Origin of the sequence: Candidatus Tisiphia endosymbiont of Hybos culiciformis (genome assembly GCF_964030975.1) — a bacterium.
Classification (GTDB): domain Bacteria; phylum Pseudomonadota; class Alphaproteobacteria; order Rickettsiales; family Rickettsiaceae; genus Tisiphia.
This window is the reverse complement of sequence record NZ_CAXIQH010000001.1, coordinates 933299-948286: the sequence shown is the minus strand read 5'-3', so window position 1 is coordinate 948286 and position 14988 is coordinate 933299. Positions and strand designations below refer to the sequence as shown.

Sequence of the window (14988 nt, the reverse complement as noted above, 5' to 3'; positions counted from 1 at the left end):
GCCATAAGCCGACGAAGCAATCCATTTCCAATCACTTTTATGTATTGCTTCGTCGCCACTGAAGCGGCTCCTCGCAATGACGTTTGTGAATTTGGCTAAATGTTAGTCTGGTTAGCTATACTCATTAGTCCAGTTTTATACTATAGTTATAAAGATGAATCCATAAATTTTTTAAATATTTCGTTATTTTCTAATATTTTTAGCTCTTCTTTACACCAAGGGGAAAAGTTTGCTGAGTGTTGTTCTGTGTATAACTTAAAGTCTTGCCATTTAAGTAATTTTACTTCTGCTATTTCTTGTTCATTTATTCTGATAATATCATCTGATAAAGCTAAATATATCGGACATATTTCATTTTCTACAATATTATTTACAGCAAATTTATAACGATAATTAGCAATAAAATATACTTTCTGTAGATTTGCCAAGCCTAATTCAAATTCTGCATGCCTATAAACAGCCTGTTCATAAGTTTCGTTAATTTGTGGATGTCCACAAAAACTATTTGACCAAAATCCACCCCAGGTTTTTTTGAGTAAGCTTCTTTTTTGTATGACAATTTCTTTTTGGCTATTGAAAAGAAACACAGAAATCCCTCTATGCAATGCTGTATTAGAATTATGAGCTTTTAATTTTTCCTCTATTCCAAGGATATTATCGTGTTCATCAACTAATACAACATGTATTGAATTTATACTCTTCTGCTTTAAATCATTTGAATATGACATTAATTATTTACTCCTACTAATAAATATTTTTCTATAATAGCTAAATAATTACCTAAAATCTGTTGGTTTTTATTAACAAATTCTAGGGCGTTAGTCTGATAAATTTTAGCTTCCTCGATACCAGTTTCAGATAGAAGATATTCCATTTTATTCAATAAATCACTTTCATTTTGAATTTGAATAGCAGCTTTATTAGCAAGCATCTCATTGGCAATATTAGCCGAATTACTCATATCTGGTCCAAATATAATATAATTAGCAAAATATGCGGGTTCAAGTACGTTATGTCCACCTTGTTTAAATGAACCACCAACAAATGAGATATAAGATATGTTAAAAAATAATCCTAGTTCCCCAAATTTATCAACGATGTAAAGATCATCAGTCAGAATAGGTATATTTTGTTTAGACTTAATACTATAGGTTAAATTTAATTGAGTACACGCTTTTCCTATATCATTTTTACGTTCAGGATGGCGTGGAATTAGAATAAAATAGCAATTTGGATATCGTTGTTTTATTGGTTTTATAACATTAAGTAATACCGATTCATCTTCCAGATGGGTGCTGGCAAAGGTGATAATTCTTCTAGCACTCATATGTTGTGCTAAAATTGTTAATTCTTGTTCATTTACAGGCAATTTTTTGTTGGCAAATTTGATATTACCGAAATTATCTATATTGGTTATACCAAGTTGCGTGAATTTCTGAAAATCGGTGTTACTTTGGACAATAATTTCACTAAAATTAGAGGTAATTGACCTAAAAAATGAACTTATTTTTTTCCATGATGCAAATGATTTATCAGAAATACGGGCATTCAGTAATAATAGTTTACAATGTTTCTTTCCTTCACTAATTAGGCAAGGCCATAATTCTGATTCAATAAAGATTCCTAGAGTTGGTTGCCAATTTTTAAAAAATTTCTTAACAAAAATAATATTGTCTATAGGAATTAGTTGATGAATGGCATTTACAGGTAGCTTCTGTTGTAATATTTTTGCAGAAGATTTAGTTCCTGAAGTAATCAAAAACTTTAAGGCGGTTTTTGGCATCGTTCTTTTTAGCCAAAGATTATTGATATTTTCAACTAAGGTAAGAGCTATCATAGATTCCCCTACACTAGCGGCATGTATCCAAACTAAAGTTTCGTTTCGTTTAGTATGTGTATGCCCAATAGCAAAACGTTCGCCTATACGTTTTATATCTTCTTTGCCAACAATAACTCTCAATACCAGTAAAAAAACATACAGTGGAAGAAGTAGGAAATTTAAGATATGATATAAATAGATCATAAATTATACTTCATTCCTATTTAGTGCTTGTACCAAATTAATATTATCTTGGTTTTCATTTCCTGTAAGAACTAATGGCAAACCTATAAAAGCTGTTACTTTACCAAAAGGTAGCGGCATAATCAGTTTATCCCAACTCTTGAGTAAAAAATATCTAGAAACATTGCAAGAAACCGGTATTAATTTTATATTATATTTTTGAGCTATTTTGTTAATATTACTATTTATTTTATAAATAGGTCCACGTGGACCATCTGGGGTAATCACGATATTACTACCGCTATGTAATTTTTTGATAATCGTTTTTAAAGCTGCCACAGAATTTTTATTAGTAGAGCCATTTATTACCCCAAAGCCAAATTTATTGACAATATCACTAATTATTCTACCATCAGAATGAGTAGAAATAAGGGCATAAATGCCTTTATGACCGGTAAATATTCCTGGACCTAAAGCAAGTCTGTTATGCCAAAAGGCAAAAATCACCCCTCTTTCTGCTAAAAATTGCTGTTTATTGTAATTATCGGGAAAAACAAATTGCCAGCGACAGGTAAAATAAACCACTCTCAAATAACTATACAATAGTTTAGTGACTACACTAAGTGCAAAATTATTTTTTTTTAGAAGTTTCTTGATCATTTTAATTGATGACAAGCATTTTTTATACGCGAGCATGCTTGCTCCAAATTTTCTATCGAAGTTGCGTAAGAAATTCTAAAATAATCTTCTAGACCAAATGCCATACCAGGCACAACTGCCACACCACATTCTTCAAGCAAATATTCTCCAAAATCATTACTATCTTTGATAATTTTATTAGAGGGGGTTTTAAGACCAAATAATTCATTACATTTAGGAAATAGATAAAATGCTCCTACCGGCTTATAACAACTAATACCCTTGATATCATTTAGGATTGATAAGGTTAGATCCCGTTTTTCTTGGAAATTCTTTGCATTAGACTTAATAAAATCCTGAGGACCAGTTAAAGCTTCAATGGCTGCCATTTGGCTTATAGAGCAAGGGTTAGAAGTGCTTTGTGACTGAATAATAGCCATTGCCTTAATTAACGATTTAGCACCAGCTCCGTATCCTATACGCCATCCTGTCATAGAATAAGCTTTTGATACACCATTAACAGTAAATATTCGATCTTTTAAATCCGGTGCCACTTGGGCAAAAGTATAAAACTTAAAATCATCAAAAATAATATGCTCATAAATATCATCAGACATAATATTTACATTGGGATATTTGCGTAGTAATTCAGCAATATCAGCTAATTCTTGATAGGAATATGCAACGCCTGTTGGATTACTCGGCGAATTAATAATCAACCATTTAGTTTTTTTGCTAATTACTCGCTCTAGAACATTAACAGTAAGTTTAAAATTGTTTGCAATATCACAGTTAACAAATACCGGAACTCCACCAGCTAATGCTACCATATCTGGGTATGAAACCCAATAGGGACTAGGAATAATCACTTCATCACCTGAGTTAAGAGATGCCATGAATAAATTATAGATTACTTGTTTCCCACCGCTGGACACGATTATCTCGTCTAAATCATAATCTAAATTATTTTCGTACTTGAATTTTTTCTGTACCGCTTGTTTAAGTTCCAGCATACCATCAACATTAGTATATTTTGTGAAACCATCTTGCACCGCTTTAATGGCAGCCTCTTTGATATTATTTGGTGTATCAAAGTCAGGTTCACCAGCCCCAAGAGATATTATATCTCTACCTAGCTTTTGTAGTTCAAATGTTTTTTTGACTAAGGCTAAAGTAGGGGAGGGTTTTATTAAATCTAAACGTTTAGCAATAAGTGACATGGTAGAACCTTATAATTTTTTACCAAGTATACAACTTTGTTTTCAAAAAACAATTCCTGAACAAGTTAATTATTATATTGCTAACCCTTTAATGTTCTAGATAACTTTTCCGTCATTGTGAGGAACTGCTTTAGCAACAACGAAGTAATCTAATGAATGTGGATTGCCACTATAGTTATGCTCATAGGATTAGGTGATAAAGAACATAACGATTGTAAGTTGTCATTCCCGCGAAGGCGGGAATCTAGATACCTGCTTTCGCAGGTATGACACAAAGTTTATATCACCTAATTCAATAGGTTTCACTATACCCTTGCGAAAGCAGGTATCTAGATCCCCGCCGCAGCTAGGGATGACAAACATTATCCGGCTAAAACCTTTTCTGGTTAGCTATACTACGATTTTATTTTATGTAATTATAGACAAAGTCATTAGTGCTAGTTAATATATATGCTATCATGTAGCGGGTAGTTTAAAAGTCGTAGAAGAAATAGTCTGACAATCTAGGACGTCATTGCGAGGAGGCGTAAGCCGACGAAGCAATCCAGAAAAGTGATTTAAAATGGATTGCTTCGTTGCCGCTAAAGCGGCTTCTCGCAATGACACCGGTTGTTTTTCTATGACTTTTAAACTGCCCTGTATATAATGAATATGTTCACAAAATCAAATTTCATAGACTTTATGTTTGGCAGCAAAATTATTCGTAACAGTTACGGTTCAATAAAAGACAAGACAAAATCATGCTATCACTCTTGCAAAAATTTTCCATCTTGGTATATGGGGAAAATCTTTACATTCATCAATTATTTTATCGATGTAAAATACAAGGTAACACACTTAAAAGAAACTAATTTTAACCTTGGTATAGACCATTTATATAAGAATAACTTAAATGACGCTATATTAAGGTTTAAATTGGTTGATAAATTTTTTTCTACTTCAGATCACCAAGCTAATTATTGGCTCGGTTGGACATATTTCTTGAAAAATAATTATGAAAAAGCTTTGTATCACCTAAAAAAAGCTTTTGAAGCTGATCAAGTAAAGTTAGGGATTTTTCTACAAACTTATAATAATTTGTCAGATATTCCCCAGCAAATTTGGCATCAATATAGAAACCTTGATGTCGGTGGAGACTATACTAAGCGATTTTTTGGTAAGAATAAAGTGAATCTGCCTTACAGTTTTGTCAGCAAAATTATGAGTAGCATAACAGATTTGCCTGATAATTACCATATTTTAGAGCTAGGTAGTAATACAGGCTTAGTGGGAGGTGAAATTAAAAAACGTTTTCCCGATAGTTTTACTCTTACTGGTGTAGAAAATTCAGAAATTATGAATGCTTCTGCCTTACATATGAATATTTACGACCATGTACTAGAAGTTTCCATACCAGATTTTATTAAGCAGAATTCTAATAAATATGACGTAATATTGAGTTTTAACTCTCTTTCTTTTACTAAAAATCTATCAGATTATTTTAATAATATTTATTCAATAGTTGATAAATTAGGGTATTTCGCATTTTGTTTGCCAATAAATAACGTTACTAATCTTTCATTAAAAAGAAAAGAATTTATTTTTGCTATAACAGATATCAAGGAAGCTTTAAGTAAAACTAAGTTCACTATATTAAGTAGTGAGGAATTAGTTATAGAAAAAAATGATAAATACTATATGGTGGTTTGTAAGAAAAACCATTAGACTTATCTAGATACGTCTATTAAAGAAGTCAATAATAATGAAGCGATTTGTATTACTAGTATTAGTTAACTTTTTTAACTTAACAGCAATAGCGGATGCTCAAAGTACTCAAGATAACGAGGATTTCCAATATGTTTATAATAATGACAGGAATGGTTGCATACAAGTCTATGACCCCTATGAGAAGCTAAATCGTAAATTTTTTGTCTTTAACTCCTTTTTAGACTATCTGTTTTTACGACCTATTACTATAGGCTATAAACAAGTTACTAATGATTATACCAGGGCTAGAGTGAGTAGTTTTCTGGATAATATTAATATGCCTTTGACTACTGTCAATTATGCTTTACAGATGAATTATGATCAAACTATGAAAAGTCTATGGAGATTTTTCATCAATAGTACATTTGGCATAGGAGGATTATTTGACGTAGCAAGTAAAATTGGCTTAAAAGTTACCAAACAAACTTTGGGTAGTACTTTAGCCCATTATGGAGTTGGTCCTGGACCATACTTAGTCCTACCATTTATCGGTGGTACTAATGCGAGGGATTTCACAGATCCGGTATTTACAAATAGTTATTTAAATCCTATAATGTATGTAGTACATAGGAACTTTGAAATGGTAGTTACTAGTGTGCAACTTATAGATACTAGGTTAAGATTATTGTCATTTACCGACTATATAACACGTAGTTCTATCGATCCTTACATAGCTGTAAGATCAGCTACGCATCAGAATCGTGAGTCTGTAATTGCCTATCCTAAGCAATTTAGATGCCCTAAACCTAACTAAACTATGGCTACCCCGATTGCATGATGTCATTGCGAGACCACGTAAGTGTAGTGGCAATCCACTATCATTAGACTGGATTGCTTCGTCGCTACTATAAGTAGCTCCTCGCAATGACAGAGTAATGCTAGTCGGGGTTAGCTATATGCAAAATTATGAGAAATTATGAAAAAATTTATTGTTTGCCTAATTTTAAATTTTCTGTCTTTATCCACTCATTCAGCTGTTAACGATAATAATGGGGGGGTTGATAATTATGTTAATCAACTAATAAAAGATGGGCTAGAGGTATTTAATGATCAAAATTTAACTCAAGATGCTAAAATTTCTAAAAGTAAAAAGCTGATTTTAGCTAACCTAGATTCCGATTGGATGGCTAAATTTACCATTGGTGTTTATAGAAGAACTCTAACCCCTGAGCAAATTAAACAATTTACAGAAGTTTATAGCAACTATGTCAGCAAAGTCTATGCCGACTTGGTAAAAAATTATCATGGTCAACAACCTAAAGTCGAACAAGTACGTATTCTTGATAAAGGTGAGTTTATGGTAGAAATGTTAATAGGAACGGTTAAAGTAAATTACTTGGTACGTCAGAAGGATGCAAGCGATAAAACTAGTTTTAAAGTCTCAGATGTTATTACAGAGGGTGTTAGTATGATCAGTTCTCAACAGTCGGAGTTCATGAATATTCTCAGTAATAGTGGTTTTGATACTTTAATAGATGAATTGATAAAAAAGTCGTGAAATGGTGCATTACTTTATACGTCATTGCGAGGAGTGCGTAAGCACGACGAAGCAATCCATATTATACTAATTTTATGGATTGCTTCGTCGACCTTATAGTCTCCTCGCAATGACGTTTTATAGACGCATATGTCATTGCGAGCGAACGTATGTGAGCGTGGCAATCCATGAAACTTGTCATATGGATTGCTTCGTCGCCACTAAAGTGGCTTCTCGCAATGACCAGTCGGAACCCCTCGCTAATAGACAGCAATTTGAACAGAAATAATAAAAATATTTTTCATAAAACACTTAGTGTACATCATAATTAGTATATACTACAAAAATTCGATAAATTATATTAATTAGCATGAAAATTCTTGCAGGTCTTAGCCACAAAAAATTAGCTAAACATTTAGCTAAGGAGCTAAATTGTCAGTATGTAGAAACTTATATTACAACTTTTGATGATAGTGAAACAAGAGTACAAATCCTTGAGGATGTGCAAGGGTGTAATGTTGTTATAGTACAATCTACTTCTAGACCAGTTAATAACCACTTGATGGAACTTTTATTATTAGTCGATACGGTAAAAAGGGCAGGAGCTTCACAAGTGACTGCAGTTATACCGTATTTGGGTTATAGTCGCCAAGATCGTAGATATGATAGTTTCTCTTCGGTTCCTGCCCGTCTGGTAGCAAATATGCTGGAAGTTGCCGGTATTGACAAGGTGATAACTGTTGATTTGCATTCGCAGCAATTAGAAGGGTTCTTTAAAATTGCTGTACAAAATCTTGAGCCAATAAGTTTATTTGCTCCGATTATTAAGAGCTATAATAATTCTATTATTGTTTCCCCAGATATTGGTGGTTTTGTACGTATAGGCAAGGCTAACAAACTTTTTAATATGAATATGGCTGTTATTAATAAAAGTAGGGATAGTAATGACCAATGCCAAATGTCAGAAATAATAGGTAACGTTTCAGGCAAGCATTGTCTATTAATTGATGATATTGTTGATAGTGGCGAAACCATTTGTAAGGGGGCTAAGCTATTAATGGAAGTAGGGGCACTATCTGTTAATGCTTTTATAACTCACCCTGTGCTTTCTGGATCGTCTAAGAAAAATATTGAGAATTCTGATATAATGAACGTCTATATAACTGATACTATAGAAACTAGCGATTTGTCTTCTAAATTTCATGTAATATCCGTTATTCCGATTATTGTAGAAGCATTACAAGAATCTGCAAGATTATGAGGGTTTAGGATTTTATTATGCAAAATGCTCGTTGTACACTTGAAATAGATTTAGCAAAAATTCGTACTAATTATCGTATGATTTCTGGAATTTGCAAAAATTCAGAGGTTGCTGCTGTGGTAAAGGCTAACAGCTATGGACTAGGAGCTGATAGCATCGCACCAGCATTACAGAGGGAGAATTGTCAGAATTTTTTTGTAAACTCAGTTAATGAGGGAATAGCATTACGTAAAGTGTTAGGAGCGAAATCTAATATTTTCGTGTTTCATGGTGTATTTTACAATGATGTTGAGGAATTTAGCAATAGTAACTTAATTCCGGTGCTTAACAATTTACAACAAGTTGCGATTTGGCAGAAACTCGCTGCTGTTAAACAACAACTGTTACGCTGTACAATCCATATCGACACTGGTATGAATCGTTTGGGAATGCTTGACACAGAGATGCAGCGTATAATAGACAATCCTGACCTATTAGCTGGTCTTGAATTACAATATATTATAAGTCATTTATCTGCCTCTGAAATAGCTGATAATCCTTATAATTTACAACAATTAACAAAATTTAAACATTATTTAAAATATTTGCCAACAACTAAAGCTAGTTTAGCTAATTCTAGTAGTATATTTTTAGGACAAGAATATCATTTTGACTTAATACGTCCTGGTGCTGCATTATATGGACTTAATCCTTTGGGAAATAACTCAAAAAATCCGATGCATAATCCAATTAGGCTAACTGCTCCGATAATACAATTACAAGAATTACCACCAGAAAGTTATATTGGTTATAATATGACCTTTAAGACAAATCGTAATAGACTGATTGCTACCTTACCTCTTGGTTATGCTGATGGTTATTCTAGGGCTTTTAGCAATTGTGGAGAGGTTTGTATTGGTTCTCACTTAGCTCCTGTAGTTGGTAGAGTGTCAATGGACTTAATTACCGTTGATGTTACTGAACTACCACCAAACGAAATATTTCTAGGGCAACAAGTGGAGATTATAGGGGATTATTGTACCCCAGATAAAATAGCTAATATAATAAATACCATTGGTTATGAAATTCTTACCATGCTCGGTGACAGATATAGGAGAGTATATAAAAATGATTCTTAATATAGTTAATTTACTCGGTAAACATACTATTGCTTTTGCAAGAACTATAGGGGCTTTTTCTCTATTTACTATGGCGGTAGTTACTAGTATTTTTAGGCGCCCCTTATATTACAACTTACTATTAAAGCAGTTGTTATCTATAGGCTTCTATTCTCTACCAGTTGTCGCTATGACTACCTTTTTTTCTGGTGCTGTACTCGCATTACAGAGTTACACAGGTTTTTCTCGTTTCTCGGCTGAGAGTTCAATAGCTACGGTGGTGGTTCTGTCAATAACTAGAGAACTTGGACCAGTTCTTGCAGGTCTCATGGTGGCTGGTAGGGTTGGTGCATCAATTGCTGCTGAAATAGCTACTATGAGAGTAACAGAACAAATAGATGCTCTATATACTTTGTCAACTGATCCGATAAAATATTTAGTTTTGCCAAGGGTACTAGCTGCAGTTATTACCTTACCATGTTTAGTATTAATAGGTGATGTATTAGGAGTAATGGGTGGTTATTTGGTAAGTGTTTACAAGCTTGATTTTAATAGCTCTAGTTATATAGTAAACAGCTTTAAATTTTTACAATCAATCGATGTCATTTCTGGTTTGGTAAAAGCAGCGGCTTTTGGTTTTATTATTTCAATAATAAGTTGCTATAGTGGATATTGCTCTGGAACAGGAGCAAAAGGAGTCGGAACTGCTACAACTTCGGCGGTAGTAAACTCCTCGGTGCTGATTTTAATTAGCAATTATTTGATAACAATGTGTTTTTTTTAAAGTTATGGACAACCAATCAAAAATAAAAATACGTTCATTATATAAATCTTTTGGCAATCGAAAGGTACTTGATGGTATAGACTTGGATATAAAACAGAATAGCTCGATGGTAATCCTTGGTGGTTCAGGAACTGGTAAATCAGTGCTAATCAAGACGATAGTTGGATTAATGCAGCCTGATGAAGGTAGTATAATTGTTGATGGAGTAGAAACTGTCAATATCTCAAGTAAAAACAGATTTAAAATGATGGAAACTATAGGCTTTCTATTCCAGGGTGGAGCACTTTTTGATTCTTTAACTGTTCAAGATAATATTACGTTTTTTGCTGAGAAATTATATAAATTATCTCCCAAAAATAAACAAGAGTTAGCGGCATCTAAACTTAATTCTGTAGGTTTGTCTAGCAAAATACTCAATTTTTATCCATCTGAGCTTTCTGGCGGTATGCAAAAACGCGTATCTTTAGCTAGGGCTATTTGTGGCGATCCTTTGATTCTTTTTCTTGATGAACCAACTACCGGTCTTGATCCTATCATGGCTAATGTTATTAATGAGTTAATAATTAAAGTCCAAGAAGAGCTAAAAGCTACTGCCATTACCATAACCCATGATATGAATAGTGCTTATATGATAGCTAAAGAGGTTGCCATGATTTATCAAGGAAAAATTTTATGGTTTGGTACAAAAGATGAGATAAAAAATAGTGACAATCCCTATTTACAACAATTTGTTAATGGTTCAACTACTGGACCAATTGAGGTTTAGTATCCCTGAATTAAAGTATGAAATATAGCTAACCCGATTAGCATTTATCCATAGCAAACTGGCGTCATTGCGAGGAGTGTGTAAGCACGACGAAGCAATCCACTTCTGGTCTTTTGGATTGCTTCGTCGCCTAAAGTGGCTCCTTGCAATGACAGTTAGAGATCGGTTTTTTTTCTTAAATTGATACATTATGTCGAATTACACTTTCACTACAAAATAAAAAATGTAGGGTATGCCTCTAAACCCGTTCTACCTTCTAACTTTCGACAGTTGTGAAATTATTACCCTTCCGAGCAAATTCATTAAAATATAGTTTGCATTGAAAACTAATTATGCTATAAAGCGTGTGTTTTTAAAAAAATATGTTATAACCACACCTCTTCCAGTATTAATTAAGGATAATTAGAATATAGTTTTTGATTCTTCGATACGTACACGTAGAGCAACCATATGATAAATAATGTTAGATTTCGTAAAACCCATAATTTCACTAAGACTCATTACTTCACTATTATTAATTAGTGGTATATTTAATATGCAGACTCACGCAGACACTATAAAAACAAATAAAAATAATCATTATCTCATGACACGTGATTACTACGATAATTTAATAACCTCTAATGAGTTCCCTATAGCGGAGCTTGGCATGTTGGCAAATATATTGCCTAAGGGTGGTGATATTCATCATCATTTTATCGGTGCTATTTATGCCGAGACTCTCTTAGATTATGTTAAAAAAGAAGGCTTCTGTATTGATCCTAACAGTTATCAAATTCTTAAAAAACCTACAAAAACATCTATGACTGTAGACGAGATCCGTGCTGATATACCAAAATATAATCAGCTTTTGTCAGTTTGGTCAACAGAAAATTTTAGCAATCATTCTCACGAGCAATTAGCACCAGATGAAAGATTCTTTGATTGTTTTAACTATTTTGCTTGGGTAGAAGACTATATTATTCAAGATGGTTTGATAGATTTAAAGAAAAGAGCGGAAGCAGAAAATGTGCAATATATAGAAACTATATTCCCTTTTGCCCCTGTTAGTACAAATGTTGCTCTAGACGATATCAACAAATTAACAAGCAATACAGATGACCTTACTATTAACCAGGTTTTAGAAAAAGCTATGTTATTGTTAGATCAGGATAAAGTTATACATCAAGCTATTACTCACTACTCAACTATAGTAACAGATAAATCTAAAGGTATTGATAATGATCAGTTTACCATGCGGTTTCAACCATATGTATTTCGTGGTAGTAAACCTTCTATGGTGTTCTCTGGTTTGTATTCCGCCTTCTCTTTAGCACAAAATAATCATAAAATAGTTGGTGTAAATATAGTAGGTGCAGAACATTTAGTTGTTGCTATCAACGATTATACATTACATATGAAAATGTTTCGTTTTCTTAAACAGAAGTTTCCTAATGTTAAATTATCTTTGCATGCGGGTGAATTAGCGTTAGGGCAAGTTCCTCCAGAAGGGCTAACCCATCATATTCGTGATGCTGTATTGATAGCCGGTGCAAATCGTATTAGTCACGGGGTGGATATTATGCATGAATCTAATCCTTATCAACTAATAAATACATTATTAGAAAAGAATATACTTATTGAAATTAATTTAACTAGCAATGAATTTATTCTAGGAATTGCAGGTAATGACCATCCTATCAAGCTATATATGCGTTATGGGGTGCCAATTGCAATTTGTACCGATGATGCAGGAGTATCACGCCATAATTTAACTCAAGAATATTTATTATTTATTAGCCGTTATAAACCATCTTATGATCAATTAAAACAAGTCGTATATAATAGTATTAAATATTCCTTCTTAACAGAAGAGGAAAAGAAAAAACAACTGAATTTACTGGATAACAAGTTTATTCTTTTTGAAGAAAATATAGCTCTTCATAGTAAAACAATGCAAGAAAAAAAATAATACTTGACAGAGCAACTATAGTAAAACCTATTAAATTAGGTGATATTATATGATAAAAATATAGTTAATCCTGGAAGGTTTTTGGTAGCCTTCCGTCAAGACCATAGGTCGACGAAGCAATCCTGTTTTGTGTCATCCTTGCTTAATATTAATGTCATCCCTGCGAAAACAGGGATCTTAGATTCCCGCCTACGCGGGAATGACAATTCACAATTGCTTCGTCGGCTCACGCCTCCTCGAAATGACTCCTGGATTCTCAAGAACTTACTCGGGCTAGTACTACAGTTGTAGTTTACAAATAATATAAAATGTATGGCATAGTTGAAGGAGGAGATGAGATAAGGAATGGATAACATCAAGATATGGCAAGAACTGGAAGGAATGATAGAAGAAGGTCAGAGTGGTTTAAGAGTAGGATGTAATGATATAGAACTTTTAATAATATGTCACTGTATGTCAAAGCATTAATGAGTTCTGTTGAGAGGAAGAATAGCTGGCAATTAGCGGAAATGGTAGGAGCTAAGACACCATACAATTTTCAGTATCTTTTATGTTATAGTTATGCCTATAGGATTAGGTGATAAAGAACATAACTATTGTAAGTTGTCATTCCTAGCTGCGGCGGGAATCTAGATACCTGCTTTCGCAAGGTTAACACAAAGTTTATATCACCTAATTCAATAGGTTTCACTATATCAGCCTTACGGTTCAAGAAATTAGACGTTTTGTAAAGTTGATTTTTTCAAGCTTATTTACGACAACAAAGGAAGCATTCTTAAGCCTATCCTTATGGCGAAGACGACACCAAGCCAGAGCAAAAGATTGTCACTTTAAAGATAAAGAAAGAACCCGTGCACTGTATGCACAAAGTTTACGACTGTAGTGCTAGGAAATATTTAAAAAATGGATGGGACTTATATTTTTCAAGTAGCTTTAACATAATTATATTCTTGAAAGCAGGGAGTTATACATTGGTAATAACATTTTTTTATGTTTAAGTTATATAGCTAAGTCAACTAGCATTACCCGTCATTGCGAGGAGGTCATAAGACCAACGAAGCAATTGTAAGTTGTTATTCTTAGCAACGGCGGGAATCTAGATCCCTCTACTTACGCAGGTATGACACAAAGCAGCATTGCTTCGTTGCCACTAAAGCGTCTCATCGCAATGACATATGTGAATTTGGTGTAATGTTAGTCGGATTAGCTATATACATTTGTCACAGTAACCTAATAAAATCTTTTACTAATAAAACAACAAACTGGTATAGACAGCATATATATAAAAGCAATGAAGGGCAACAAATACCACGGATATATAATAAGACTTATTATGATAACAGCAAATATCATCATTGCTAACGATAAATATTCATGTTTTATCTTAATATTTTTTGTTGAAAATGTTGGCAACCTACTGGCAAGTAAAAAAGCGATTACCACAATATATAAACCTATCATAATGGTATGGACACGAATATTAATACCTAAAATACCACTCACTTCAAAATCCAAAATCACTGGCATTAGAGCGAGTAAAGCTCCACAAGGAGCAGGTACGCCAGTAAAAAAATACTCTAGTTTCTTATTATGTATCTCATGAAAAATAGCAGTATTAAACCTTGCAAGCCTTAATGCCATGCATACGATAAATAATAATATAGCTCCCCATGAAAATACTTTATATTCATATTGCTGAAAAGACCATAAATATATAAGACCAGCCGGGACTACCCCAAAATTAGCAAAGTCACATAATGAATCCAGTTCAGCACCAAACGGGCTAGTAGCATTTAGCATCCTTGCTATCCTACCATCAATTCCATCTATTATAGCAGCAACTAAGGTACAATACACAGCCTTTTCCCATAGCCCATCCAATCCAAATTTAATGGCACTAATACCAACCACAAGACCCAATAAAGTGATAAAATTAGGAAGTAATTTTATAAACGGAATTGGTTTTGTTATTCTAACTTTGCGTATTTTAATCAATTTATACCTATATACTTAACTATAGCTAATCCGAATAGTATTTGCTCCAG

Annotated in this window: 17 protein-coding genes; 11 read left to right on the top strand and 6 right to left on the bottom strand. The window is 33.2% G+C overall.

Translation table 11 applies throughout. From position 1 onward, the window contains the following. Positions 1-146 precede the first annotated feature (146 nt). From idi to ACQH2P_RS05100, 4 genes are read right to left on the bottom strand one after another with little or no spacing between them, the layout of a single operon-like run. Entirely contained in the window at positions 147-728 is a 582-nt protein-coding gene (idi, locus tag ACQH2P_RS05115; protein ID WP_425363292.1) for an isopentenyl-diphosphate Delta-isomerase, read from the bottom strand. Further along, a complete protein-coding gene (gene waaA, locus ACQH2P_RS05110) occupies positions 728-2023 on the bottom strand; it encodes a lipid IV(A) 3-deoxy-D-manno-octulosonic acid transferase (protein WP_425363291.1) in 1296 nt (431 codons plus the stop codon). Before waaA ends, idi begins: the two co-directional genes overlap by 1 nt. Positions 2024-2026: 3 nt before the next feature. After that, on the bottom strand, positions 2027-2698 hold the full coding sequence (locus ACQH2P_RS05105; RefSeq protein ID WP_425363290.1) for a lysophospholipid acyltransferase family protein: 672 nt from the start codon (positions 2696-2698) through the stop codon (positions 2027-2029). Next, entirely contained in the window at positions 2659-3861 is a 1203-nt protein-coding gene (locus ACQH2P_RS05100) for a pyridoxal phosphate-dependent aminotransferase (RefSeq protein ID WP_425363289.1), read from the bottom strand. Before ACQH2P_RS05100 ends, ACQH2P_RS05105 begins: the two co-directional genes overlap by 40 nt. A gap of 193 nt (positions 3862-4054) precedes the next feature. Between ACQH2P_RS05100 and ACQH2P_RS05095 the strand changes: the two genes are divergently transcribed. From ACQH2P_RS05095 to ACQH2P_RS05045, 11 genes are all read left to right on the top strand, one after another. Further along, positions 4055-4306, top strand: a complete 252-nt coding sequence (locus ACQH2P_RS05095) for a hypothetical protein (RefSeq protein WP_425363288.1) — start codon at positions 4055-4057, stop codon at positions 4304-4306. A 236-nt stretch (positions 4307-4542) separates the two neighbouring features. After that, the gene (locus ACQH2P_RS05090) at positions 4543-5565 is read left to right on the top strand and encodes a methyltransferase domain-containing protein (RefSeq protein ID WP_425364109.1); all 1023 of its coding nucleotides are present in this window, start codon (positions 4543-4545) and stop codon (positions 5563-5565) included. Between the two features lie 37 nt (positions 5566-5602). After that, a complete protein-coding gene (locus ACQH2P_RS05085; RefSeq protein WP_425363287.1) occupies positions 5603-6361 on the top strand; it encodes an MlaA family lipoprotein in 759 nt (252 codons plus the stop codon). Positions 6362-6523: 162 nt separating this feature from the next. Next, the gene (locus tag ACQH2P_RS05080; protein WP_425363286.1) at positions 6524-7105 is read left to right on the top strand and encodes an MlaC/ttg2D family ABC transporter substrate-binding protein; all 582 of its coding nucleotides are present in this window, start codon (positions 6524-6526) and stop codon (positions 7103-7105) included. A gap of 349 nt (positions 7106-7454) precedes the next feature. Next, entirely contained in the window at positions 7455-8345 is an 891-nt protein-coding gene (locus ACQH2P_RS05075) for a ribose-phosphate diphosphokinase (protein WP_425363285.1), read from the top strand. Positions 8346-8362: 17 nt separating this feature from the next. Then, positions 8363-9463, top strand: a complete 1101-nt coding sequence (locus ACQH2P_RS05070; protein WP_425363284.1) for an alanine racemase — start codon at positions 8363-8365, stop codon at positions 9461-9463. Then, entirely contained in the window at positions 9453-10226 is a 774-nt protein-coding gene (locus ACQH2P_RS05065; protein ID WP_425363283.1) for an MlaE family ABC transporter permease, read from the top strand. The genes ACQH2P_RS05070 and ACQH2P_RS05065 overlap by 11 nt, the downstream gene beginning before the upstream one ends. Positions 10227-10230: 4 nt before the next feature. Further along, positions 10231-10992 (top strand): ABC transporter ATP-binding protein, encoded by a 762-nt coding sequence (locus ACQH2P_RS05060; RefSeq protein WP_425363282.1) that lies wholly within the window; start codon positions 10231-10233, stop codon positions 10990-10992. Positions 10993-11452: 460 nt separating this feature from the next. Then, positions 11453-12943, top strand: coding sequence for an adenosine deaminase family protein (locus tag ACQH2P_RS05055; protein WP_425363281.1), 1491 nt, complete (start codon positions 11453-11455; stop codon positions 12941-12943). A gap of 39 nt (positions 12944-12982) precedes the next feature. Continuing rightward, positions 12983-13234, top strand: coding sequence for a hypothetical protein (locus tag ACQH2P_RS05050; RefSeq protein WP_425363280.1), 252 nt, complete (start codon positions 12983-12985; stop codon positions 13232-13234). A gap of 54 nt (positions 13235-13288) precedes the next feature. After that, positions 13289-13411 (top strand): hypothetical protein, encoded by a 123-nt coding sequence (locus ACQH2P_RS05045; RefSeq protein WP_425363279.1) that lies wholly within the window; start codon positions 13289-13291, stop codon positions 13409-13411. A gap of 97 nt (positions 13412-13508) precedes the next feature. On the opposite strand, the gene ACQH2P_RS05040 is transcribed toward ACQH2P_RS05045, so the two are convergent. Together ACQH2P_RS05040 and ACQH2P_RS05035 are read right to left on the bottom strand one after the other, a co-directional pair. Further along, positions 13509-13655, bottom strand: a complete 147-nt coding sequence (locus ACQH2P_RS05040; RefSeq protein ID WP_425363278.1) for a hypothetical protein — start codon at positions 13653-13655, stop codon at positions 13509-13511. Positions 13656-14173: 518 nt separating this feature from the next. After that, positions 14174-14938 (bottom strand): CDP-alcohol phosphatidyltransferase family protein, encoded by a 765-nt coding sequence (locus ACQH2P_RS05035; protein WP_425363277.1) that lies wholly within the window; start codon positions 14936-14938, stop codon positions 14174-14176. Positions 14939-14988 lie beyond the last annotated feature (50 nt).